Below are 21,404 nucleotides of genomic sequence, written 5' to 3'. Positions count from 1 at the left end.
CTACACCGGCTTGGTCCTGGTGCAGCATGGGGCACTGCGCCGCATCGCGTACCCCGTCGGCGGAGACCAGCCCTTCGAACGGATCCCGAGTCATGTTCCCTCGACTCCAACTGGGCCAGTGCCCGGGCCGTGCACGAGAACCGCATGACCGTGGTGGCCGACCGGTCCGACATCACCTCCGGTTACGGCCCGGAGGCCGTCGCAGGTTTTGACTCCCTGGGCCTGAGCACCGCTGTCTACCTCCCGCTGCGCGGCACACGCCCTCTACCGGCCAGCCGCCCGCGGACGATCAAGGCGGCGGGGCGCTGTCCGTCACTGTCGGCGACATCACCGCCACGACATGCGGGCCGCCGCCTTGATGGGCCAGGTCCGCAGCATGGTGCGCCAAGCCGACCACGACCATCCAGGCCAGGGCCCGGACCAGGCGCCGGGCAGCACGCTGCTCCTCCACACCGACCACACCGACCACACCGACCACAGCAACGACACCGACGGACTTCGTCGAGCAGCGCGGCCAGGACATCGACGTGCAATCAACCCCCTCGGCCCTGCTCACCGCCACTTCAGCGCCGGCCCGCTTCCTGAGCCCGGGAGCCGGCACAAGTCACCCTTCGACGCCGGTCGAGGTGTGGGCGGCGCCGACGGGCTTGGACTCGGGCGAGCCCCGCTGGCGCAGGTAGACGGAGAGGATGACCATGGCGGCGACCGCCAGCAGCTCGGACTGCCAGTTCTGCAGCGTGCGGCTCCAGAAATCGGGCAGAACGAGGTAGGCAGCCCATCCGACGGGCGCCTGGAGCTGCCGCAGCTGCTGCTCGTCGTAGGCCGCTACCCCCGAGACCGACTGGGCGAACCAGGACCCGAGGAACAGGCACCCCATGACGATTCCCAGCGAACGCGAGTACAGCCTCTGCCGCCAGTCCTTGGTGCCCGCCCAGCGGGGCGAGTCGCTGCGGGCGTGCTCTCCCAGGCGCTGATCGTGGTCCGACTCAGGGCCGGCCTTGTGGAGCTCCTTGGACTCGGGGGAACCGCGCTGGATGAGCCAGACGGTCCCGAAGATGTAGAGGAAGAACTGGAGAAACTCCGACTGCCAGTTCTCGGTGACGTCCACGGCGAAGTCAGAGGTGGTCACGTATTCGCCCAGGCTGATCCGCTGGAGGCCGTCGACGGTGAGCGCCTCGTTGAACTCGGCGTGCCCGACGACGGCCTGGCAGGCCAGGACCAGCAGGAACGCCGTCCCGAACACCAGGGTGAGACTGTTGTCCCGCCAGAAGCCGCCACTCCGCGGCCGGTCGCGCCCGTCGCCGCTCATCGTTGCATGGCCCCGATGACGGTGAAGTACACGAGGCCGCCCACCACCACGACCAGGCAGGTCACGAACAAGAAGCGCATGGTCAGCCGCCCTTCAACACGCACTGGTAGGGCCGCTCCCCCTGGGGTGTGCAGCCGGCCGCCACGATCTTCCATCCGCTGCTGAACTGCGACAGGAACAATGTGTCGCCGTCGAGGCGAAGCATGGCCTGGCGCCCGTACACCTCGGTGGTGCGCACCGCCCCCGTCCGCGGAAGCTCCTCCGCTCCCAAGGCCTCAGCGCAGCCTTTCTGCTCGTCCTGCTCCAACTGCCCGCGCGTCTGAGGCGCGAGCAACCGACAGGCCGCCGCGTGGTCCCCGGCCGCCAGGAACCGCTCGAACCCCTCCCCCGCGGCACGCGCACCGTCCACCCGCACCGCGGACGCCCCGCACCCGGCGAGCAGCGCACCGACCACGCATGCGCAGAGGCCGATGCGCACGGCCCGCGCTACGGCCGGCTTCACCGCCGGCCCCTCGCTCCGGACTGCAGGACCACGCCTCTTCTCCCCACATTCGGCCCGATTGGCACCAGCACCCCCACTTATGCCCCCTGCCCGCTGCCGAAGCCACGCAGCCTCCTGTGCACCACCCAACCGGTCCACTGCCTTGCCGCAGCAGGAGAGGCGACAGGCCCCGTCCCGGACGCTCGGTCGCACCCGCCGTCACGGGGCTGGTCGCCGGACACGCGGCGTACGCGCTGGTGGCCGTGGCGGGTCTGGCGGTGATCGTGGCGAGCTCCCCGGCCGCGCTGACCGCCCTGACCGCGGCAGGTGCGACCTACCTGCTGTGGCTGGGCCGGGGTGTGCTGAGGCAGCCGGCCGTACCGGCGACCGCTGGAGAGGACGCAGACGCCTTCCCGCGTGCAGGTCATGTTCAAAGGTTTCGGGATCAGCGGCCTGAACCCTAAGGCGCTGCTGCTGCACTTCTCGCTGTTCCCGCAGTTCATCGACAGCGCCGTCGGCTGGCCGGTCGCGGTGCAGACCGTGCTGCTCAGCATGGTGCACCTGACCGCGTGCGCAGTCGTCTACTTCGCCGTCGGGGTCCTCGCCCGCACGGTCCTGAAGACCCGGCCCTCGGCCGCCCGGGTCGTCACCCGTGTCAACGGTGCCATGATGATCGCCATCGGCGCACTCCTGCTGGTGGAACGCCTGGCCGGCTGAGGCCCCGTTCCGCACGCCCCGGAGGAGAGCACGCTCATGGAAGACCAGACGAAGCAGGAACAGGCGAGCCCGGCAGTCCGTAAGCGCGTCCAGGACGGCTTCAACCGTCAGGGCCTCATGACCCACCTCGGTGGACGCCTTGCACAGGTCAGCCCCGGTGGCGTCCGCATCGTGCTCCCGGCTCGTCCCGAAGTGACCCAGCAGCACGGCTACGTCCACGCCGGTGCCACCAGCGCCGTCGCGGACAGCGCCGGCGGATACGCGGCATCACGCTGTTCGACGAGGACTCCGATGTCCTCACCGTCGAATACAAGATCAACTTTCTCGCGCCCGCCGCCGGCGACCACCTCGAAGCGATCGGCACCGTCCTGGAGCCCGGACGTACCCTGACCGTCTGCCAGCTGTCCACGGCGTCCAGTCCGGCGGCGGGCGGAAGCTCGTCGCCAACGGCCAGCAGACCCTGGGCAGATCCCTCCCGCTGACCGGCGATGATGGGCGCGGACGCCGCAGTGGCGTCCGGTGGGCTCTGGGGGGTGGGCAATGATCGAGGTCGGGCGAGAGGGCGCGTTCAGCGTGAACTGTGTCGGTGTGGAGTGCCGGCCGTTCCCGTTGAGCTTCAGCGTCCGCGAGGCCGAGGGGGTGTGGCGGGTGACCGCCGGCGCCGCCCAGGCGGGCGAGTTGGCCGATCTGCTCGTGGCCGTGGCGAACGATGCGGTCGTAGTGGTGTCGCTGGAAACCAACTCCTTCCTGGACGAGGACTGGAGGACGCTGCGTCCGTCGCTGATCGCGGCCGAGCTCGGCGTGCCGTGCACAGTCCACCCCCTCGGATCCTGGGCGTCCGGCACGTACGGACTCGCGGATGAGCTCCTGGTGCTGGACCGCGACCGCCTGCCCCGTCTCCTCGACGGTAGCTGGTCGCCGTACGAGCTGACGCTGATCGACGTACCCGCTGGCTTGACCACGGAGCAGTTTGACGAGCTCGCCCTCGTGCTCGGCACGACCGGCGTCGACGAGTCTCTCCTGGGCTGCCTGGGAGGCTCCCGGGTCTGGTTCTCCGGCCACGACGACTGCTACGTGCTGTTGGAAACCCGAGACCACGCCCTGCCGGCCGCGGTCCTGGCGCGGCTGCTGACCCTGCTGGCCGGCTCAGCCCTCGCCGAACTCACCGAGGAGCCCTCCTCGCGCGTTCCCGAGCCCGAACCCTGGTTGCCTGAGCGGCTGATCGCCACCGCACCCCACTGGGTCGGAGCCCTGGGCACGGTCACCGAGGAGCTGGTGACGATCCGGCTGGCTGCCCTGCCGGACCGGTGGCGGTTGAACGTTCCATTCCCAGAGCACGCCGACCTGACGGCGACGCTCGACGTACGCCACGGCACCTGGCGGATCGCCCCCGCAGGGTGACATCAGGAGCCACCTACGGCGAGGTGTCGGGCGCGAGTGGTTGCAGTCACGGTCTCATCCCGCCACCCTACGGGCTGCCTAAACCGCTTGGCCCGTCGCGGCTGCCGGCGCTGCCGGCCGGGGACGCACAGTGTTCCGGCGCTTGCGCCCCGCGCGCTTCTCCAGCCATCGCTCGGGACCGCTTCAGCCCAGCACAGGGTTGCTCTGAAGGTTCGCTTCCCCGCATGGCCTAGGGCCCTGGGCCGATGAGCCCAACGGAGTTGAGATCGACTGCCTGTATGCGTACAGCGGATAGGGGTGGTCGGCAGGACGCTGTCAGTGGTCAGCGGGCCGCCAACCGGGTGGCGCTGAGCCGGCGGTGTCCGGTCTCCAATTGAACGGAAGCGATTCCCGCCAGCGCGAGCACCTTCCACAGCGTGCCGGTGATGCCGTCGGCAATGTCCATGGCCCACTCGGGGTCCTTCGCGGCGACCACTGGAGCGACGTCGGCGAGAGCCGCCACCTCCACCTTGCTGTCGCCGATCATGCCGGTGATCTCCAGGGCATGGTCGGGGCTGGTGGCGGCGACGGCTTCCGCGACGACCACCAGTGCTTCCGCTCGCCGCGCGCGGTCGGTGATGCCGCAGGCGATGCGCAGGGCTCGAGGCGGGTCGGTGAGCGCAATCGTTCTGGCCACGCCGATCAGAGCAAGGGGATACTGCCTCTGGCCCACGAGCGGAGCGATGAAGCTCAATGCCCGGTCAGGGTCGATCACCGCGAGGGCCTCCGCGACTGCGGGCACTGCCCACGGACTGCACCGGCTGGGAATGAGGCGCAGGGCCCGGCCCGGATCGGTGACCGCAACCGTAAGCGCGATTCCCGCCAGGGCCACGGTGCGGGAGTACCCGTCCGGAATTCCGACGGCGATCTCCTCTGCCCTGTCAGGCGCGAACGCAGCGACGGCACGCGCTACCGCACTCAACGAGTCCGCGCCCAGACGGCCGGACCGCGTGTCGTCGAGGATGTAGGTGTCGAGGATGTACGTCCCATTGCCCGGGTGACGCAATCCGTCGATCCTCGCGATATCCGCCAGCGCCATGGTGCGGTAGGGCTCCCAGACAGTCGACAGGATGTCGATGGCGCGGAAGACATCGGAAGCGGCGACGACCACGGCTATGTGTGCCAGGACGGACTGTCGGCGATCCATGTCCGACAACGTGGCGGCGATGCCCAGCGCCTGTTCCTCGGCTATGGCCGCGACCGCTGGTGCGACCGCAGCCAGGCAGATGCGTCGCAGCTGCTTGCTCCCGGCTTCGGCCACGTGGCGCAGTGCCTGTTCGACTGCGGGGGCGGCACGCTCATGCGCCGAAGCGGTCGTGGTAGGCAGCCCGTGCCAGGCAGGTGCGGTGGCTGCGGGTTTGCCTGTGACGGCCGCGTTCACCAACATCGGAAGGGTTTCGTGCGCGAGGAGCTGACGAGCCGTGATGACCTGCCGGTTGTGCACCAGCCCCAGCATCCCCGCGGTGTTGGTGCCTCGCTGCTGCGGCGCCGGCAGGCCCTCTGCCGTCAGTTCGGCATGAAGGTGCCGGTAGATGTCCGTCAGGGTGAGCATCTGCCCGGCCCTGGGGCTGCCGTCCTGCAACAGCCGGAGCAGCCGTTCGGTGAACGCGGTGTGCCGCTCTCCGTCCAGAATCAACGCCGCCCGGTTCGCCGTGGCGGCGGTCAGCGTGAAGGTGCCGGAAACCTCCAGCGCGTTCAGCAGGGACTGCTCCTCGCCGGCCAAGGGCTGGCCGATGGCGCGACCGCTGAAACAGCTGTCCAGGATGAGCACGCGGTTGCTTGCGGGGCTGTCCAGAAAGGTCTCACGGACCGCATCGAACGTCAGAGCGGAATATGCCAACTGGTCGGGCCGCGTTCCGGCCAGGCTCAGATACAGCTTCCCGCGCCGGTCGATCAGACCATGTCCGCTGTAGTAGACCAGCAGCAGGTCGCTGGCCTGCTCGGCAGCCGAGGTCAGGACTTCCCCGATCTGCACCAGGTCAGCGTCCTCGGACACCGTACGGCAGTGCTCCTGCGCGAACCCGCCGAGAGTCGGGTCGGTGAGGGCCCGCGCCAGGTCAGTCACGTTGTTGGCGACTACGGGTGTGTCCGCCAGTCGCTCGTCACGGTAGCGCGGCGTACCGATCAGCACGATCCGCGACCGCCCGGGATCGACGGCCCGGAACGTCGGCCGGATCACGTGTCGCCGACTCGTTCCTGTCCCTCGGAGGCGAGGAGAACCTGGCGTAGCAGTGACTCGACATCGTCGACCCGCTGGGCTTCGAGCTCCACACTCCGCCCGTCAGGCGACGAGACCGAGACCCGCACGTCAGTACCACGAGGCCGGGTCAGGAACGCGTGCAACGAACCGGCCAGCACGCTGATCACCCCGCCGCTGCCGATCGCGGTGATCAGCACGTCGAACGAAGCCCCGAGTTCGTTGGGGCCGGGCTGTGCCGCACGGGGTGTGACACGACCACGCAGTTCCGGCTCACCATTCAGCCACTCGTCGAGATCCTGTAGTTCGCGGACCGGATTCCCGCCCTGCACCGAAAGCCACGCTTCCACTGCCCCTCCTCAGCTCTGGACCTCAAGGAGTCTATGGCGAAGGGGCAGTTGACGACCCGCAGTTCGGAAACGACGCTCGTACGACTCGTCCCCCGGAGCATGACGCTTACGCGAACGCTTCCCCCGGGAAAGCTTCACGCAGCAGATCCGCTCTCCCGGCTTTCGTCGTGGTCAGGTACACCTTGGCCGTTACGCAGCACATGACCAGACGAGGGACGCGTCAGCGTCCGGCGAACGCCCAGGTCAGGGGCTTAGTTCGAGGAGCCTTTCGAGTCATCGGTAGTCTTCGTCCTCATGACGCGCGCTTGGATCTTGCCGGTGTTGCTTGTGCTCTGCGGCTCACTCGTTGCCACTGGCCTGATATCCAGCGGGTCCCCCGGCCGAGCGGCAGCACTTCTGCTGCTGTTCGCGCTGCTCGCAGGTGTGAACTCGCCTCTGGTCTTCCCGAGGTCGATCAGTGCGCGGGAAGCGCAGCACCGCAGCGCGGTCGACGGCCGGCCGGTCGTCTTCTGGCGGCCGGGCTGCATGTACTGCCTCCGACTGCGCATCCGGTTGGGCCGTAGCGCCCGCCAGGTGCATTGGGTCGACATCTGGCGGGACCCGGCGGGAGCGGCAGCGGTGAGGGCTGCCAACGGTGGCAATGAGACCGTGCCGACTGTCGTCGTGGCGGGCCTGCCGCACGTCAACCCCGATCCTGCGTGGGTACGCGAACAGCTCTCCCGCTCCGCGTGATCAGGAGCGGTGCCGTATCGGAGAGGGCTGGACGCCGTGCCGATGGCGGCAGACGCGTCTGGTCCTGGCCGTCAACGTCAGTCCGTGAGACAGGACCCAAACCCCGGAGAGTCAGCTGAACAGCCACGCCTGGGGCCTCTAACGCCGAGCAGCAACGGCATCGATCCCAGACGCCCGCAGCTTGCGGGCCAGGCACTCCATCTCGGGCGTCGTGCCTGAGTGGGAGCCCGCCAAGACCTCGCTCAGCATTGACTTGACTTCGGCCGGACCAACACCAAGCTCTACTCGCAGAACCCGCATGATCGCAGCGTTCCTCGCCGATGGATCCACCCGAAGACACGCTGCTCCATGTTCGGAGAGCAGTCCCTCCCGTAGTTCGGCAGGCAGGTCGCCACCGCACGCCGCCACCGCAAACCCGCAGCCCGGGCAGTTGGACTCCGTGTCCCAGCGCAAGGAGCCGTTCATCGCCGGGGCCGCCGGGGCAGTGGCCCTCGCCGCGTCCGGGCTGCCCCAGCCCGCTTGGGGGCAGGCGCTGCCCGCGCTGCTGCGCTTCGTGCTGGTACTGGCCTGCTGGCCTGCGGTGGCCGGCTCGGTGGCGGCGATCGTGCGCAACCGGGCGGGAACCGTACTGGTCCTCGTGGTGTGGCCGCTGATCGCCGAGCGGCTGACAGGCCTGCTCCTCGGTCGGCTCCTCGGCGTCGACGGGCTCGGCGGATGGCTGCCCTTCGCGGCTGCGCGGGCCGCCATGTCGGGCAGGGCTTGGGCGCCCCAGCACTCCAACTCAGCACCACAGTCCTGGCACCCAGCCCTCTACGGCGGACTCAGCGACGACTCTCGCCAGCGGGCTGTTCCCAAACCGACCCGCCCGGGACCCAGACGGCGGCCCGGCTCGAAGAACCGCCGCCCCACCCGCCACAAGACACGCACCGAGCCCCGCCGCAGCACTTGATAGGCGCCCCGGTACCGAGAACGTCCACGCCGCCGTGTTGGATGGCTGCGTGGCGAGACGAGAGAAGAAGAAGCGGCCCTCCTTCGGCCTCCCCAAGGGGATCGTCCTGTTGGCGACGCCGGACGGCTGGCGCCACAGCGTCCTCACCGTGGAAGGCGGAATGCTCTGCGGACGCCTCAGCGAGGAGCTGCTCGATCCCGAAGTGGCACAGACCGCTGCCGCCACAATGCTGAAGGAACTCGCGCGTGATTTCCACGACACCACCGTCGAAGTGACCTGGGACCCACGCCAGGAACCCTGGGCCTGGACCGGCCAAGTCACCCCCCGTCACTGGTGACGAGACGACTCCGACTGGCAGCCACTCATCTTGTAGCTGAAGCCGTCGAAGGCATCAGGCGGGCCTGATCAAAGCCGACGGCGGACTGGTCCTGTTCGCGCAGCGGGGTGCTCCCGGTAGGGCAGGTCCAGCAGCTCTGGCGGCGGCCCGGCGCTGCAACGCCTCGAATGACAACCGGCCCCCGGCCTCCAGGTCCCGGACCAGCAGTTCAGACCCCGTATCGAGGACCAGGCCGCCAGGCAGCCCTGCCCGATCTGGTCGGTGCTTAGTCCCCGGAGCGCCCGTTTCCAGCAGCGCCGACCCTGTCAGATGCTGCGCCTAGGCTGTCCCCACGGATCGGCATCGAGGAGCAGCACAGTGCGGATAGAGCGTCATCAGGTAGGCGAGGCAGTTGTTTCGGCGGCGCGCGAGGACTTCGCGAACCGGATCGGGGGGCAGGTCCGGTCCATGTCGAAGGCCGGCCCGATGGCCACTTACGAATGGCAGTCGATCGCCGACGAGTTCCTCGACTACCTGGGCGCTCTCTCCGTCGAGACACCCAGCCTCGACACTCCGGAGGCCAGGGCCGCTCTCAAGGACGCCACCGAGGCAGCGGTCGGCGCCGTCTCCTTCGCGGCGTACCACCCGCACTGCACCTTCCAGGTCTTCCTCGACTACGTGAACTTCGGCATCACGTACGACCCGAGCAATGAGGGCGACACCGAAGAGAGCATCACTCCTCACGAGTGGATCGACGCGTTCTGCCTCACGATCCTCAGGGACAAAGCCCAGTGGCACGGGGAGGCCTTCCACTTCGCTCGCGAGAAGTTCACCGAGCAGGCGCAGGGCAGCCCTGCCGGCGAACTGGCGACGGGATTCATGGCCCAGGTCCTGGGCGACACCGGGAACGATGAGGACTACCCGCCGAGTGCTCAGGCGAAGCTCGCCGCCATCGACGCCGCGCTGGCCCGCATCGGGAGCCGGGCGAGGGAGACCGGCGAGAGCCTCCTCGACCGGCCGGACAGCGTGGCGCTGAGGACCCTGCGCGCCCTGGCCGCCGAGGACAGGGAGGGCTTCGACTCCGGACTGGCCGCGCTTCTGCTCGCACACAGCACCGTGAACGGCCCCGCTGCCTCGCCGAGTAGCCTCCTCCCGCTCCTGCCGCTCGGCCTGGCCGCGCTCGCGTACCGGACCCTGGGCTGGATGCCGGCCCTCCACACCGATTACCTCCCGCATGCCCTGGTCACCGGCTTCGAGGCCAGCGGCCCGAGAGTGGGGGGATTCGGTGGCGACCGGCGGCCGGACGCGGTCGCCGCGCTGTCGGCAGGCCCGCTGCTGGTCGAACGGCCGGCCGGTGGGCACCAGCCCTTGGACCCGGAGATCGAGGCTCTGTGGGACAGGTCCACCCAGGAGGCCCTCAACCCGGAGGACGGAACACCCCTCGCCGTGTCGCGGCTCGAGAGCGCCATGCGCTACCAGGAGCTCCTCTTCATGGCGCGCGCGGGGACCTCGGCCGATGTCACCGACGCCCAGCTCGCGAACCTTCGGCTGGCCTCCCAGTTGGGGGCGGCCCTGTTCCGCATCGCCCTGGCAGAGCCGGGCACCGAGGCCGAGGTAACTGTCGACGGCCGGAAGTTGCGCTATCCGGCGTCGCGGGGCGGAACGGCGGCCGCCGGCAATTGGGCGAACGCCGCTGCCTTCGCGCTGATCACGGGCGAACGCGAGGACCTCGCACCCCTGGTCCTTGCCGGCCCTGCGATCGCCGGCAAGGACGGCTCGGCCTTCGCCTCGTACCGGGAGGCCCTCCACGCCTACCTGACGGGAGTCGATCCCGAGTCGGCAGCAGAGCGGGCTCTGCGCGGGGCCGAGCAGGCCAAGGAGTGGGGCTTCTTCCCGCCGCCCGCCGTGCTGCTGTCGCAGCTGGTGGAGGGCGACGAGGAGAGCTTCAACCTGGCTCTGGCCGATGCCCTCGAAGCCCACCGCGACTACTACCAGGTCGCCGACCGCGCCGACGTCCTCGACGCCGCCATCGACCTCAACGTCCTGGCCCTGGCCTGCCACGCCCGACGTCGGGGGTGGGACATCCGTGTCGAGTCTCCCTACCTGCCCCGGCAGCTCGTCATGGCCGCCCGCCCCGTCTAGGGCCTTCGCCGTACATCCCGCCGGATGCAAGTAGGCGAGATGCCTGCCCTGGAAACCAGAACGCCCCTGGGCAGGACGGCGTCGGCGCCCGCCGGCCGTCGGCAGCCGATGGACGGAATGGACTTGACGGGCGGCAGGACTGCTGGCTGCCCGTCTTCGTCAGAGGGCAGCCCGTGGCCATCGTCGCCGGTGCCTCGTTGTCAGGGGCGGCCCAGCAGCGCCACTCCCGCGGCGGTGTCCGCGCGAGCGGTGAAGAAGTCGGCGAACGCGGCGACGAACTCCTCCTCGCTGATCCGGCCGTCACCGTCCCCGTCCAGCTGCCGGAAGGCGTCGTTCAGCTCGGCGGGGTGGACGCGAGGACCCCCGAACAGGATGCGGTACTCGTCCGCGCACAGATGTCCGCTGCCGTCGGTGTCGGCGGTACGGAACAAGGCGCGCACCGCCGGCTTGAGGCCCTGGTCGAGGTAGTCCGGATCCCGGTCGATGCCGTTGAGCATCGCGGACACGAACTCGGCGCAGTCCACCGCGCCGTCGCCGTCCGCGTCCATGCCCTCGCACAGTTGCTCCCACCAGGACTCGAAGGCGGCGTAGAGCCGGTCCTCGCGCTCGACGGGAAGCTCCAGCTGCCAGCACACGTTGTGGACCATCGCCTGGAGGTCTGCGGAGTCCACCCGCCCGTCGCCGGTCTGGTCGAGCACCTGCCGGAAGAACGCCTCCAGCCGCGCCGGGCGGGAGTCGGCGGTACGGGGCCGGGGCAGGCGCGGTGCCGCGGTGGGCCGACGGGAAGCGGGTCGCTGCTGGTCGCCGTCGGAGTGGCTGCGGTAGCGCAGGCGGTCCGGCAGACGGGTCATGACCTGCCGCATGCCGCGGTGCAGCGTCCAGGACAGGGCGGCGGCGGTACGGGTACGGGGCGTGCCGAACCGCTCGTGCCAGGCCCGCGGCAGGTCAGCGACGGTGAGGCTGGTCAGCACGCTCGCGGCCACGGCGCGCAGCAGCGGCCAGGCGGGCCGGAGCCGTCCGAGTCGGCGGGGCGCGGGGGCCTCGCGCAGCATCTCGAAGAGCAGGTAGCGGACCTGGTCACCGAACTCGAGGACCTCGCGTACGGTGCGCTCGACGTAGGCCGGTACGTCGGCGGCGGTGGCAGGGAGGGTCTTGTCGGGGATACCGAGGGCCACGCAGACCTCTTTGAACTCCGCGTACAGCACGTCGAGCTCGGCGGGTGCGAGCGGATCGCCGGACAGCTCGCGCATGGCCGTCATGGCCTCGTACAGCGTCAGCATGACCCAGGCGCGGACCTCCGGGTCCTCGGCGGTGTACTGGCGGCCCGAGTCGTCGGTGCCGCGGATCCGGCGGTGGGCACGTTCCAGCCGGGCGATCTCGCGCTGCCGCTCCTCGGGCCCGGCGAAGAACAGCCGGCTGCCGCTGTCCATGGTGTGCTCGATCCGCCTCCAGGGGTGGGCCCGGTACGTGGAGTAGCGGGCGGTGCCGGTCGCGACGGCCGGGTGCGCGGTCTGCAGGACGAGCAGCCGCCAGGCCACCAGCCCGATGCGCCATTCGCCGAGGGTCTGGCGCAGCAGGCTGTCGGTGGCGGGTAAAGAGGTGCGCGTCACGCGGTGCTCCTGAGATGTGGGGGCCAACAGGATTACAACGCCGCACGTGTAGAGGAGTCACTGCGAGCGGATCTGGCCCACGATGCTGCCCAGGCGGACGCTGCTGGGACTCGTAGTAGCCGAGGGGTGGGTCCGGCGGACCCGCACGGTGGGCCGCCTCAGGCCGCGGCCGCGATCAGGGAACTCGGGCGCAGCGAGCGCAGCCGGTCGGCCACGTCGTACACGTTCAGGCGCAGGGCGCGTATATCGGTGATCAGGTCGCGCCACGGCTCGAACGCCGTGTCCACGTCCTTGCCGGAGGCCTTGATGTAGGCCGCGGCGACGCCGTAGCCGAAGTACTCGTTCCTGGTCTGCAGCGGGCGCGTGAGAACGATCTGTTCCAGCAGTGCCGCTGCCCGCCAGTAGGCGTCGGGTTCGTCGGTCGCCCAGGACGGGGTGCTCACGCGGTGTCGCGCCACTGCGGCGACCAGGCCCGAGTAGTCCAGGGCTCCCAGTTCCCTGCCCAGGAGTTCCTCCTGACGGTCGAGAAGCCACCGGATGTCGATGTGCAGTTCCAACGTCAGGCCGCCCGGTTCGCGCCCGTGGCCGAGGGCGGGCCGCCGAATTCACGGTCGAACGCCTCGGCGATGCCCGGCTGGCCGACTGCTTCACGGAAAGCGGCGGTCGCCATGCCCAGGGCGAGCTGGTTTTCTTGCTCGATGGCCAGTTCCGCGAGGTAGGCGCGCAGGCTCTTGCCGTGGGCAGCGGCCACTGCGGCGAGGCGGTCCCGGGTCTCGCAGTCGATCTTCACGGTCGTGTCTGCCATGCCTCCGAGTATGCACGCCTGAATACCTTCACGAATACCCTTCGTAACCAGCGTCAGCCAGAGCGGGATGCTGGTACTGGGACCCGGTCCGGCCCGCGCTCCTGGTGCTGGCCCTGTTCACCGCCGCCCTGAGCTACGGCGGCAGTTCCTTCCCGCCTACGGCCCCGCACAGATCGGTTTTACCGCCGGATTCACACCCGCCGACATCCCCGTCGGCTATCTGCTGCTCGGCCCCGCCTGGTTCGTCGCGATGTGGCTGCTCGGCACGGCCGCGTTCTTCGCCCGCACCCGCAACCAGCTGCCCGCCCCTGCCGCCGCACCGCCGACAGGAGCCACCGCATGAACCGACACGACATCCGCTTCACCGGCTCCTGGAAGTCGCCGCTCCCTCCGGATGCGACGTACGCGAAACTCGCCGACGTGGAAGACCCGGCCGAGCGCGTCCTCAGGGCAGCACCCGACGGCGACATCGCGGACACTGTCAGCTGGAGAGTGGAACCCTGCCCGTCCTCAGGCGCTGGATGCCCATGGCACGACCGGTCTTCCACATCAACCACGCCTTCGCCATGCGCTCCGGCCAACGCGCCCTGGCAGCCCTCGCAAGTGCCGGAGCCCGAGCACTGCCGTGACGGGCCGCCCGTGTGGTCGGCCCGGTCGTGCTCGCCGACGCCGGAGGCCGTGACCCGGCCAGCCGAGGTGAAGAGACCCGCTTTCCGCCCGTGTGGTCGCCCCAGGTGCCGGCCATGGTCTCCGGAGCGATCGCCGGCGGCTCGTACGCCGGCAGCAGGCCGACGGTGAGCCCGAGCGCACCGAAGAGGCCGTTCCCGCCACCAACGCCGGCCCGGGGCGGTGGGTGTGGGCGTCAGGTGAGGAGATTGGCTACCGGGGACAACCAGGTCCAGTGCGGGTCGCGGGCCGTGAGGCGGGCCGCCACCCGTTCCCAGGCCTCGGGGTCGGTGCCCAGCCGGGCGGCGACGAGGCCGGCGAGGACCTCCAGGGCGGCCTTCGTCTGCGGCGGGGCGTCCGCACGGCGGGACGCGCCGCTCAGGTACGCGAGGACCAGCGCGGCCGGGGCCGCCTCGTGCAGGAGGTCGGAGGCATCGAGGCCGCCCGTGGCCAGCAGGCCGTCGAACTGCGTGGCGGCGGCGCAGTGGTAGCGGCCGCCCAGCCCGTACCGGGCGCGCGCCCGGGTCAGCTCGGGCCCGTCGGGCAGGCCGTCCGGCCCGGGCTCCTCCAGCAGCTCGGCGTGGCGGAGCCGCAGTGCGGCCGGCGCGTCGGGATGGCGGACGATGTACGGCCAGTTCGGCAGCGGCTCCTCCGCGTGGGCGGTCTCCACTGCCTGCCAGTCGATACCGTTCGGGCGGTCCCACAGGACACCGGTGGTCTGCCAGTGCTGGGTGACCCGCCGCAGCCGGGTGATGAGCTTGCCGGGGGCCAGTTCGCGGGCGGCTCGGGCCCGCAGCACGGCGACCGGGTCGCCGGACTCCAGTGCCTTCACGCAGAGTTTGGTGGCGGCCTGGCCGAGGACGCCGCGGGCGACGAGCGCCGCGAGCCGGTCGGGCCCGCCGTGCTCGCTCAGGTGGAGGCAGCCGAGCACCTGCTGGGCGAGGCTGAGGTCGGTGCGCCGGGCGAAGACCTCCTCGATCAGGTCGGGTTCGGCCGAGGACAGCCAGCGTGCGCCGCCGACCAGGCCCGCCGACGGGTCGGCCCGCAGCGCGGCCAGAACCCGCGCCCCGAGTCCCTCCGACGGGTCCGCGCTGTCGGGCCTGGAGCGGGCCACGATGCTACGGGCGACCTGCGGCGCGGTGCCGTGGCGGAGCAGCGCGAGGTCCACGTCCGGCTCGCCGAGGTCGGCCAGCAGCTCCCCGGCTCCGGGCGCGAGCCACCGGGTCTGGGAGGCGAGGACCCGCAGGGCCTGCGGATCGCGCCCGGCCAGCAGCCGGTCGAGGACGGTCCGCGGGGTCCGGTCGTACCGCAGCAGGTAGGCGGCGAGCATCCAGGGCCCGTCCGGGCCGAGAAGCGGCATCACGGCGTCGACGACCTCGGCGTCGTCGGCCACGCACAGCAGGGTGCCGATCGGCCAGAGCCAGAGGTGGTTGCCGCGGTCGCCCATCAGGATGGCCTCGTCGGGCGTGCCGGGTCGGGCGGTGTACGACGCCCACGCGCGTTCCTCCAGCGGCCGGTACCCGGCGGGTGCCATGTCGCCGGACCTGGCCAAGCGCAGCAGCTCCCTCCAACTGGGCCCGCCCACGGGCGTGCCGGCGTTGGTTCCCGTGGGGCCGCCGGCGGTGTCCGCGGTGTCGGCGAGCCGCAGCCAGGCGTCCGGGTCGGTGCCGAGCTCGGCCCTCAGCAGGCGCCCGGTCTCGGCCCGCCAGGCGGCGGCGAAGGCGAGGCGGCGCCAGTCGTGCGGGAATCCCAGCAGGTGGCGTGCCGGGAGCACGGCAGCGAGTTCGCCTGCCGGGACGATGCCCTGGGTGTAGGCCCGTTCAAGGTGCTGGACGCTGGTGCCCCACGTGTTCACGGGTGCGGCCCAGACCTCGTCGGGGGTCGGCGCGGTGGGCCAGGAGCCGTGGGACGGTGCGATGCCCTGGGCCGCGCAGGCGTCGACGAGCCACCGCGGGGTGGCGAGACCGGGGGCGGTGTCGCCCTGGTGGTCGGCGAGGAAGTGAAGCGCGCCCGGGTCGGCGGGGAGCGGGACCTCGCCGGGAGCGAGGGAGCGCAGGAGGTCGAGGGCGGCGAGGGCCGCCATGCGGGTGCCGCGGGGTACGGGGGGTACGGGGGGCGTTTCGGATGACTCGGCCGTGTCGACCTCGGCCGCTTCCACTGCTGCCGGGCCACGGTGCGCGCGTATGGCGGCCGCTTCGCCGTCCTCCGGGCCGACGGCCGGTCGTTCCGTACCTCCTGCGCCCTCGGAGCCGCCGGAGCCGTTGGTTTCCGGGGCTACGGCCTTTCCAGCCTCGGTGATCACCTCGCTCAGCGTGCCCGGGTGCCGGGGCAGAAGGGCGTCGAACGCGGCCCAGGCCTCGGGCCGGTCGCCGAGCAGGCCGTCGGCCGACTCCCGCAGTTCGGCCAGGGCGGCGTCGCCGAGCAGGTTCCGCCCGGCGAGGCCGTTCAGGGCGCGCAGGGCGCGTACGGCCGGGTGCGCGGTGCGGATCAGGTCGACCGGGTCGAGCACCCCTGCCGCGGCCATGCCCTCGGCCCACAGGCCGGCGTAATCGTCGAGATCCTCCTCGGCGAGGCGCTGCCGGGGCGGGGCGGTGTTGCCGACGCGCCGACCACCCGTCCGCCAGGGCGCGTTGAGGGCGCTGAGCCGGAAGGCGAGCCGCTGGGCGTCGTCCGCGGCCTCGTGGCGGGCCAGTTCCTCGCTCGCCTTCGGCATGAACGGCGAGGCCGCGTGCGCCTCGGCGAGGGCCTTCAGGTCGTGGACGTACGGCTCGGACAGCAGGTCGCGCAGGCTGCTCGTACCGCGCGTGGTGGCCAGCAGGGCGGGCAGCCGGGCAGGGTCCTCGTACGGCTCGCACCGCTCCCGCAGGGCGCGCGGCGCCTTCCCCGAACCGTCATCTGCGGCGAGGGCCTCGGTGACGGCGGAGACGACGGCCCGGCTCAGACACCTCCGGACGCCGGGGTCGCCGAGGAGGGTGCGCACCGCCTCCGGGCCGGTGCGTTCCCAGACCCGGACCAGGGCGTATTGCTGGGCGACGCCGCGGGCGCCGCCGATCAGGGCGCGGGCGGCGAGCCGTGGATCGCCGGATCCGAGCAGCGGGGCGAGCCAGGTGTGCGGCACGTCGGCGCCGCGGTCGGTGAGCTCGGCGTACAGCGCCTCGTCCATGGGGATCCGGTCGAGGCGGTGCACGAGGGTGCGGCGCAGGGACTGCGTGGCGCGCGGGTTGCGGTACACGGCCGCCCCGGCCCGCGGGTCCCCGGTCTCCAGTAGCCGCGCCAGGACCCGACTGTCGAGGCGGGTGTGGCGGGCGAGGGCGGTCCGGGTGCGGGAGTCCCCGTGCTCGGTGACCGCGGCGGTGACGGCCGGGCCGGGGAGGGAGCCGGTGGCGAGCAGACCGTCGAGGGTGCGGTCCGGCAGGGCGGCGAGGGCGGCGGCCGCGTCCTTCGGCCACGCGTGCTCCAGCAGCAGGGCCAGGGTGGCGTGGACGCTGCGGGGCGCGGGCAGGCGCAGCCCGCCGCGGGGGGCGGGCGGTGCGGGCGGTACGGGCGGCGGTACGTCGGTCAACAGCTCGGGCAGCGTGCCGCGGTGGGTCGCGAGGGCGTCGTGGAGGCCGAGCCACCGCTCGGCGTCCCCGCCGAGATGGTCCCGTACCAGCGTCCGGAGGCGCTGCGCGGTCTCCGCGTCGGGGCCGCCGGCGGCGGCGACGGCTCCGGCCACGGTCCGGGCGGGCCGCCCTTCCTCCACGGCCCGCAGGGCGGCACCGGCCGGCGCCGCGCCCGGTTGCTTCCCAGGCAGGTCGAGGAGAGACCGCAGCGTGCGCGCGGCTGAACTGTCGTGCGAGGTACTCATGAAAGCCATGCTAGGAAAGGGGTCTGACAACCCTGACAACCCCTCGAATCGGGACCACCGCAGCGACTGCGCGTGCGCCCGACGGCGGTGTTCAGTTGCGACGCAGTACGCGCCCGGGCGTCAGCTTCGCTATGTGGTTGCACCGAATCCGACGCCTGCCCGCACCCCGGACATGCCATAGGCCGTCGACCAGCCCACGCCATAGGTGAGTTCAAGCGGTCAGCGGCTACGAAAATCCGGCAAGAGCCGTTTTCTTCACAATCCTTTAAATGACCGGGGGCGAACACACCCTCGACCACTTCGATCTCGTGGGTGATTGACACACTGACCTGACAGCGGAGCCTCCGGTCGTGTGAACGACATGTCTTGGTCGACAGTCAGTTCCGTCGCGACTCCGCTTCCTGCGTCAAGTAGAACTTCCAGTTCGCGGGTTCGTTCTCGGTCGAGATCTGGAAGCTCGAATACACATCGCCCCCGTTGCCTTCCTGCACCGACACCTCGGGACCATCGACCGACAGGATCAGCGCCGGGAGCCTCCTGGCCTCCGCGGGTGTTACCTCCCCGAGGACCGCGAACAGGAAGATCTGGTTGCGGTGGGCTTCGAGCTGCGTGCCGAGGCGGTCGTCAGCGTCCAGCGCGGTGCGCTGCCGGGCGTCGAAAGCCCTGCGCAGGTCGTCAATGCAGCCGTCCCATGTGGCCCGCGCGTAGGAGAGTCGCGCAACTGCTCGGCGAGGAACCTGCGGCTCTCGTGCACGCAGCGGACCAACGCCTTCTCCGGCAGGTCGAGATGGAGGCCGAGGACGTCGCGGGCGGCTGCCCGATACCGGCGGCGTCTGCTGGTCCACCGTGCCGCGACACCGGCTGTGGGTGGGCGGCATGCGGAGGTCCCCGCGCCGGGGTGGCGCGGGGACCTGTGACGGGGTGGACGGAGCCTGGTCAGAAGACCTCGCCGTCGGTCTTCAGTTCCAGCCGGACGTTGGTGTCCGCGGTGCCGTTGTTGGTCGCGCAAGCGGTGTAGTAGCCGGCACCGGGGAACGTGCCCCATGCCGTGCGCAGGTCGACGGCCCAGTTGGTCACCAGGCCCGGCGAACCGGTGCCGGGGACCGTCACGCCGTTGTACTGCAGCTTGAACTTCGCGCCCTGGCCGGTCGCCTTGCCGTCGGCGCGGACCTGGTAGGAGGCGTACTGCTGGATGCAGCGCTGCTCGCCCGGGTGCAGCGTGCCTCCGAAGAACTGGCTGGCCGACGCCGGGCCGGCGGTGGCGAGGAGCGCCGCGGCGCAGGCCACGGCGAGCGAGGCGGCAGCGGTGAGCCGCAGGCCGGTACGGCGCCGGGGAGCACGGGCCGGGGCCGTCGGGGCGGAAGCGGCGGACGTCGTGGATGCTGCGGGCGTGTTGGTGGACATGGGATCCCCTCCTGGGTGAGTTGGTGAGTGTTCGGCTGCACGTACGTGCCGACCGGCCGCAAGTGCGGTGCCGTACAGCCGGTCGGGGGCGGTGGGCGCGGCCGTCGCCGCGTCGCGTGCCATCGGTGCCCCGGTGCTGGTCCGCGGCTCCTCGTCCTCCCGGGCCCTGCCCACGGTAGGAGCGGCCGCTGTCCGTCCGACACGCCGGAAGATGACCGACTTCCGCTCGAATTGCGCTCGTTGCGCCCGCTACCGGTCCGGCCGGTGGTATCACCGTTCTCGTGGGGGGACAGCAGGCACCGCTGAGGATGGCCGACCGCTTTGCCGCGGCCCGGGCCAAGGGCTTCGTCGGACGTCAGGCAGAGGTCGAGGCCTTCCGTCGCATCCTGGCGGACGGGCGCGGCGCGGTGGTCCACGTGCACGGCTCGGCCGGGATCGGGAAGTCCACGCTGCTGCACCAGTTCGCGTGGCTGGCCACCCGCGTCGGCCGGCCGGTGACCGTCATCGCGCACGAGCCGGCCGAACCGGCCGAAGGCGCAGCCGGCAACATCCCGACGCCTGCGCACGTGGCCCCGGGCAGCCTCGTCCTGGTCGATGTCCCCGGAGCGGTGGCGGCCACCGAACGGCTTCTTGCCCACCTGCCCGACGACAGCGTGCTGGCCCTCGCCGATCGCGAGCCGCCGCCGCTCGCCTGGCGGACCGACCCCGCCTGGCTCGGCCTCCTCCATTCCATGCCACTCGCCCTGCTGGATCCCTTGGACAGCGCCGAGCTCCTGAACCGGCGCGGCGTACCGGAGGCAGAGCATCCGCGCGTCCTGGCGTTCACCCACGGCCATCCGCTCGCCCTCGCCCTCATGGCCGACGTACGGGTGCACGGCTCGCGCGGGAACACCAGCCCGGCCTCCCCTCCCCGCGTGGTGAACACCCTGCTCGCAGCGCTGCTCGACGTGGTGCCCACCCCGCGGCACCGCGCGGCCCTGGAGGCGTACGGCCAAGCCCTGGTCACCACGGAGCCGCTGCTCGCAGCGCTCGTGGGCGTGCCCGACGCGAGCGACCTGTTCGAGTGGCTGTGCACGCTGTCGATCACCGAGTACGGCAGCCGCGGGATCCACCCCCACGACCTCGCCCGATCCGTCCTCGACACCGAACTCGGCTGGCGCCATCCGGCCCGCAGGACCGAGCTGCGCCGCCGCGCGAGCACGTACTACCAGCAGCTCTTCGCCGACGGCGACCGGGCGCGCCAGCGCGCCGTCCTGGCCGACTTCGCCTATCTGCACCACGACAGCCCGCTGGTCGGGCCCCTCTTGGCGCCGGTCACCACTGCCGCAGCGGCCGGCTCCACGCCCCTCGACGCCCTGTCGATCACGGCGACGGAGGAGACCGAGCTCCCGGCGCTCCTCGCCATGGCCGGACGGTACGAGGGACCGGAGTCCGCCCGGCTGCTGCGCGGCTGGTGGGCCCATCCGGCCGCCACCTGGGCCACCGTACGGGCGGAGGCACCGCCGCCCTCCCCCGCAGGCTTCTACCTCCTGCTCGCCCTCGGTGCCGAGGACCTCGACGACCCGGCCGTCACCGCGGACCCGGCCACCGCGGCCGCCGCCGGCTGGCTCGCCCGCCACGGCGGCCTGCGCGCGGGCGAGCGGGCCCTGCTGGTACGCGCGTGGCTGGCCCGGGACACGTACCAGGACGTCTCCGCCGTCCAGACCCTCATCACCTTGCGGCTGACCCATCACTACCTCACGGCGGAGCAGCGGCCCGCGCTCACCCTCCTCCCCTTCGCCGACCCGGAGTTCTGGGCCGACGGCTGCGCGTACACGGACTTCGACCGCCTGCCGCAGTCCGATTTCACCGTCGGCGGCCGCTCGTACGGAACGTACGTCCACGACTGGCGCCGCACGCCCCCTCTCGCCTGGCTGAACCTGCTCTGCGAACGGGAATCGGCGGCCGACCCGCTGGCGGTGGCGGCGCCCGACGAACGCGGCGGCACACTGCGCGTGCTCGATGCCGAGACCTTCGCCGCCGGAGTGCGCGAGGCCCTGCGCGGGCTGGGGCGGGCCGGCGGGCTGCGCGGCTCGGTCTTGCTGCGCTCACGCGCGGTCGCGTCCCGGGCGGGGCGGGGCGCGGGGCCGGACGAGCGGGCCACCGCTTTGTCCGCCCTGCTCAGGGAGACGGCCGCCGAGCTCCAGGCGGCCCCGCGCGACCGGCGGTCCCACCGGGCGCTCCACCACACCTATCTCCAGCCTGCGGGCACCCAGCAGCGTGCCGCGGACCTGCTCGGCCTGCCGATGTCCACGTACCGCCGCCACCTCGCGGCGGGGGTGAACCGGCTCACGGAGGAACTGTGGCGGCGTGAACTCGACGCCTGACCCGTGCATATCGTTCCTGGCCGGGTGCCTCTCCACCGGCCTGCCATCGGTAGCCGACCGGGGCAGCGCTCCC

20 protein-coding genes and 1 pseudogene are annotated in these 21,404 nt (G+C 71.5%); 10 read left to right on the top strand and 11 right to left on the bottom strand.

Features of this window, described 5'->3' with window-relative positions; genetic code table 11:
* Window positions 1-289: 289 nt before the first annotated feature.
* From ACFYOB_RS34830 to ACFYOB_RS34820, 3 genes are all read right to left on the bottom strand, one after another.
* Window positions 290-523 carry a hypothetical protein gene (locus ACFYOB_RS34830; RefSeq protein WP_388567196.1) on the bottom strand — a complete coding sequence of 78 codons (234 nt, stop codon included), beginning with the start codon at window positions 521-523 and terminating at the stop codon, window positions 290-292.
* Between the two features lie 81 nt (window positions 524-604).
* The gene (locus tag ACFYOB_RS34825) at window positions 605-1,309 is read right to left on the bottom strand and encodes a DUF6766 family protein (protein ID WP_388567194.1); all 705 of its coding nucleotides are present in this window, start codon (window positions 1,307-1,309) and stop codon (window positions 605-607) included.
* Between the two features lie 82 nt (window positions 1,310-1,391).
* Entirely contained in the window at window positions 1,392-1,811 is a 420-nt protein-coding gene (locus ACFYOB_RS34820) for a hypothetical protein (RefSeq protein WP_388567192.1), read from the bottom strand.
* Between ACFYOB_RS34820 and ACFYOB_RS34815 the strand changes: the two genes are divergently transcribed.
* From ACFYOB_RS34815 to ACFYOB_RS34800, 4 genes and pseudogenes are all read left to right on the top strand, one after another.
* The gene (locus ACFYOB_RS34815) at window positions 1,766-2,254 is read left to right on the top strand and encodes a LysE family transporter (protein ID WP_388567189.1); all 489 of its coding nucleotides are present in this window, start codon (window positions 1,766-1,768) and stop codon (window positions 2,252-2,254) included. The two genes, ACFYOB_RS34820 and ACFYOB_RS34815, sit on opposite strands and share 46 nt — an antisense overlap.
* Window positions 2,217-2,507 (top strand): LysE family transporter, encoded by a 291-nt coding sequence (locus ACFYOB_RS34810; RefSeq protein WP_388567186.1) that lies wholly within the window; start codon window positions 2,217-2,219, stop codon window positions 2,505-2,507. The genes ACFYOB_RS34815 and ACFYOB_RS34810 overlap by 38 nt, the downstream gene beginning before the upstream one ends.
* A gap of 36 nt (window positions 2,508-2,543) precedes the next feature.
* Window positions 2,544-3,051: pseudogene (locus ACFYOB_RS34805) on the top strand (PaaI family thioesterase).
* A complete protein-coding gene (locus ACFYOB_RS34800; protein ID WP_388567184.1) occupies window positions 3,048-3,908 on the top strand; it encodes a hypothetical protein in 861 nt (286 codons plus the stop codon). The pseudogene ACFYOB_RS34805 and the gene ACFYOB_RS34800 overlap by 4 nt, the downstream one beginning before the upstream one ends.
* Window positions 3,909-4,230: 322 nt before the next feature.
* Here ACFYOB_RS34800 and ACFYOB_RS34795 read toward each other — a convergent pair whose 3' ends face one another.
* Both ACFYOB_RS34795 and ACFYOB_RS34790 read right to left on the bottom strand, forming a co-directional pair.
* Window positions 4,231-6,126 carry a caspase domain-containing protein gene (locus ACFYOB_RS34795; protein WP_388567181.1) on the bottom strand — a complete coding sequence of 632 codons (1,896 nt, stop codon included), beginning with the start codon at window positions 6,124-6,126 and terminating at the stop codon, window positions 4,231-4,233.
* Complete coding sequence (locus ACFYOB_RS34790; protein WP_388567178.1) at window positions 6,123-6,494, bottom strand: hypothetical protein; 372 nt, start codon at window positions 6,492-6,494, stop codon at window positions 6,123-6,125. The genes ACFYOB_RS34795 and ACFYOB_RS34790 overlap by 4 nt, the downstream gene beginning before the upstream one ends.
* Window positions 6,495-6,788: 294 nt before the next feature.
* Between ACFYOB_RS34790 and ACFYOB_RS34785 the strand changes: the two genes are divergently transcribed.
* The 4 genes from ACFYOB_RS34785 (at window position 6,789) to ACFYOB_RS34770 (ending at window position 10,633) form a co-directional block, all read left to right on the top strand.
* Entirely contained in the window at window positions 6,789-7,226 is a 438-nt protein-coding gene (locus tag ACFYOB_RS34785) for a glutaredoxin domain-containing protein (RefSeq protein WP_388567175.1), read from the top strand.
* A 439-nt stretch (window positions 7,227-7,665) separates the two neighbouring features.
* On the top strand, window positions 7,666-8,175 hold the full coding sequence (locus tag ACFYOB_RS34780; protein ID WP_388567173.1) for a hypothetical protein: 510 nt from the start codon (window positions 7,666-7,668) through the stop codon (window positions 8,173-8,175).
* 49 nt (window positions 8,176-8,224) lie between these two features.
* Window positions 8,225-8,512, top strand: coding sequence for a hypothetical protein (locus ACFYOB_RS34775; protein ID WP_388567170.1), 288 nt, complete (start codon window positions 8,225-8,227; stop codon window positions 8,510-8,512).
* 465 nt (window positions 8,513-8,977) lie between these two features.
* Window positions 8,978-10,633, top strand: coding sequence for an Imm49 family immunity protein (locus ACFYOB_RS34770; protein ID WP_388567167.1), 1,656 nt, complete (start codon window positions 8,978-8,980; stop codon window positions 10,631-10,633).
* Window positions 10,634-10,833: 200 nt separating this feature from the next.
* Here ACFYOB_RS34770 and ACFYOB_RS34765 read toward each other — a convergent pair whose 3' ends face one another.
* The 3 genes from ACFYOB_RS34765 to ACFYOB_RS34755 form a co-directional block, all read right to left on the bottom strand.
* Window positions 10,834-12,243 (bottom strand): oxygenase MpaB family protein, encoded by a 1,410-nt coding sequence (locus ACFYOB_RS34765; protein WP_388567165.1) that lies wholly within the window; start codon window positions 12,241-12,243, stop codon window positions 10,834-10,836.
* Between the two features lie 158 nt (window positions 12,244-12,401).
* Window positions 12,402-12,800, bottom strand: coding sequence for a toxin Doc (locus tag ACFYOB_RS34760; RefSeq protein ID WP_388567162.1), 399 nt, complete (start codon window positions 12,798-12,800; stop codon window positions 12,402-12,404).
* A 2-nt stretch (window positions 12,801-12,802) separates the two neighbouring features.
* Window positions 12,803-13,048 carry an antitoxin MazE7 gene (locus ACFYOB_RS34755; RefSeq protein WP_388567160.1) on the bottom strand — a complete coding sequence of 82 codons (246 nt, stop codon included), beginning with the start codon at window positions 13,046-13,048 and terminating at the stop codon, window positions 12,803-12,805.
* A 67-nt stretch (window positions 13,049-13,115) separates the two neighbouring features.
* Here ACFYOB_RS34755 and ACFYOB_RS34750 point away from each other — a divergent pair, with 67 nt between their 5' ends.
* Entirely contained in the window at window positions 13,116-13,391 is a 276-nt protein-coding gene (locus tag ACFYOB_RS34750; RefSeq protein WP_388567158.1) for a hypothetical protein, read from the top strand.
* 519 nt (window positions 13,392-13,910) lie between these two features.
* Here ACFYOB_RS34750 and ACFYOB_RS34745 read toward each other — a convergent pair.
* The 3 genes from ACFYOB_RS34745 to ACFYOB_RS34735 all read right to left on the bottom strand — a co-directional run bounded on the left by ACFYOB_RS34745 (window position 13,911) and on the right by ACFYOB_RS34735 (window position 18,965).
* Window positions 13,911-17,561 carry a hypothetical protein gene (locus ACFYOB_RS34745; protein ID WP_388567155.1) on the bottom strand — a complete coding sequence of 1,217 codons (3,651 nt, stop codon included), beginning with the start codon at window positions 17,559-17,561 and terminating at the stop codon, window positions 13,911-13,913.
* A 377-nt stretch (window positions 17,562-17,938) separates the two neighbouring features.
* Entirely contained in the window at window positions 17,939-18,406 is a 468-nt protein-coding gene (locus ACFYOB_RS34740; protein WP_388567153.1) for a hypothetical protein, read from the bottom strand.
* A 91-nt stretch (window positions 18,407-18,497) separates the two neighbouring features.
* Window positions 18,498-18,965, bottom strand: coding sequence for a hypothetical protein (locus tag ACFYOB_RS34735; protein ID WP_388567150.1), 468 nt, complete (start codon window positions 18,963-18,965; stop codon window positions 18,498-18,500).
* Window positions 18,966-19,246: 281 nt separating this feature from the next.
* Here ACFYOB_RS34735 and ACFYOB_RS34730 point away from each other — a divergent pair, with 281 nt between their 5' ends.
* Window positions 19,247-21,331 carry a hypothetical protein gene (locus ACFYOB_RS34730; protein WP_388567147.1) on the top strand — a complete coding sequence of 695 codons (2,085 nt, stop codon included), beginning with the start codon at window positions 19,247-19,249 and terminating at the stop codon, window positions 21,329-21,331.
* Window positions 21,332-21,404: the final 73 nt, after the last annotated feature.

It is taken from the genome of Streptomyces sp. NPDC006463 (genome assembly GCF_042870715.1).
In the GTDB taxonomy this organism is placed as follows: domain Bacteria; phylum Actinomycetota; class Actinomycetes; order Streptomycetales; family Streptomycetaceae; genus Streptomyces.
This window is presented reverse-complemented; position numbering and strand designations above follow the sequence as displayed.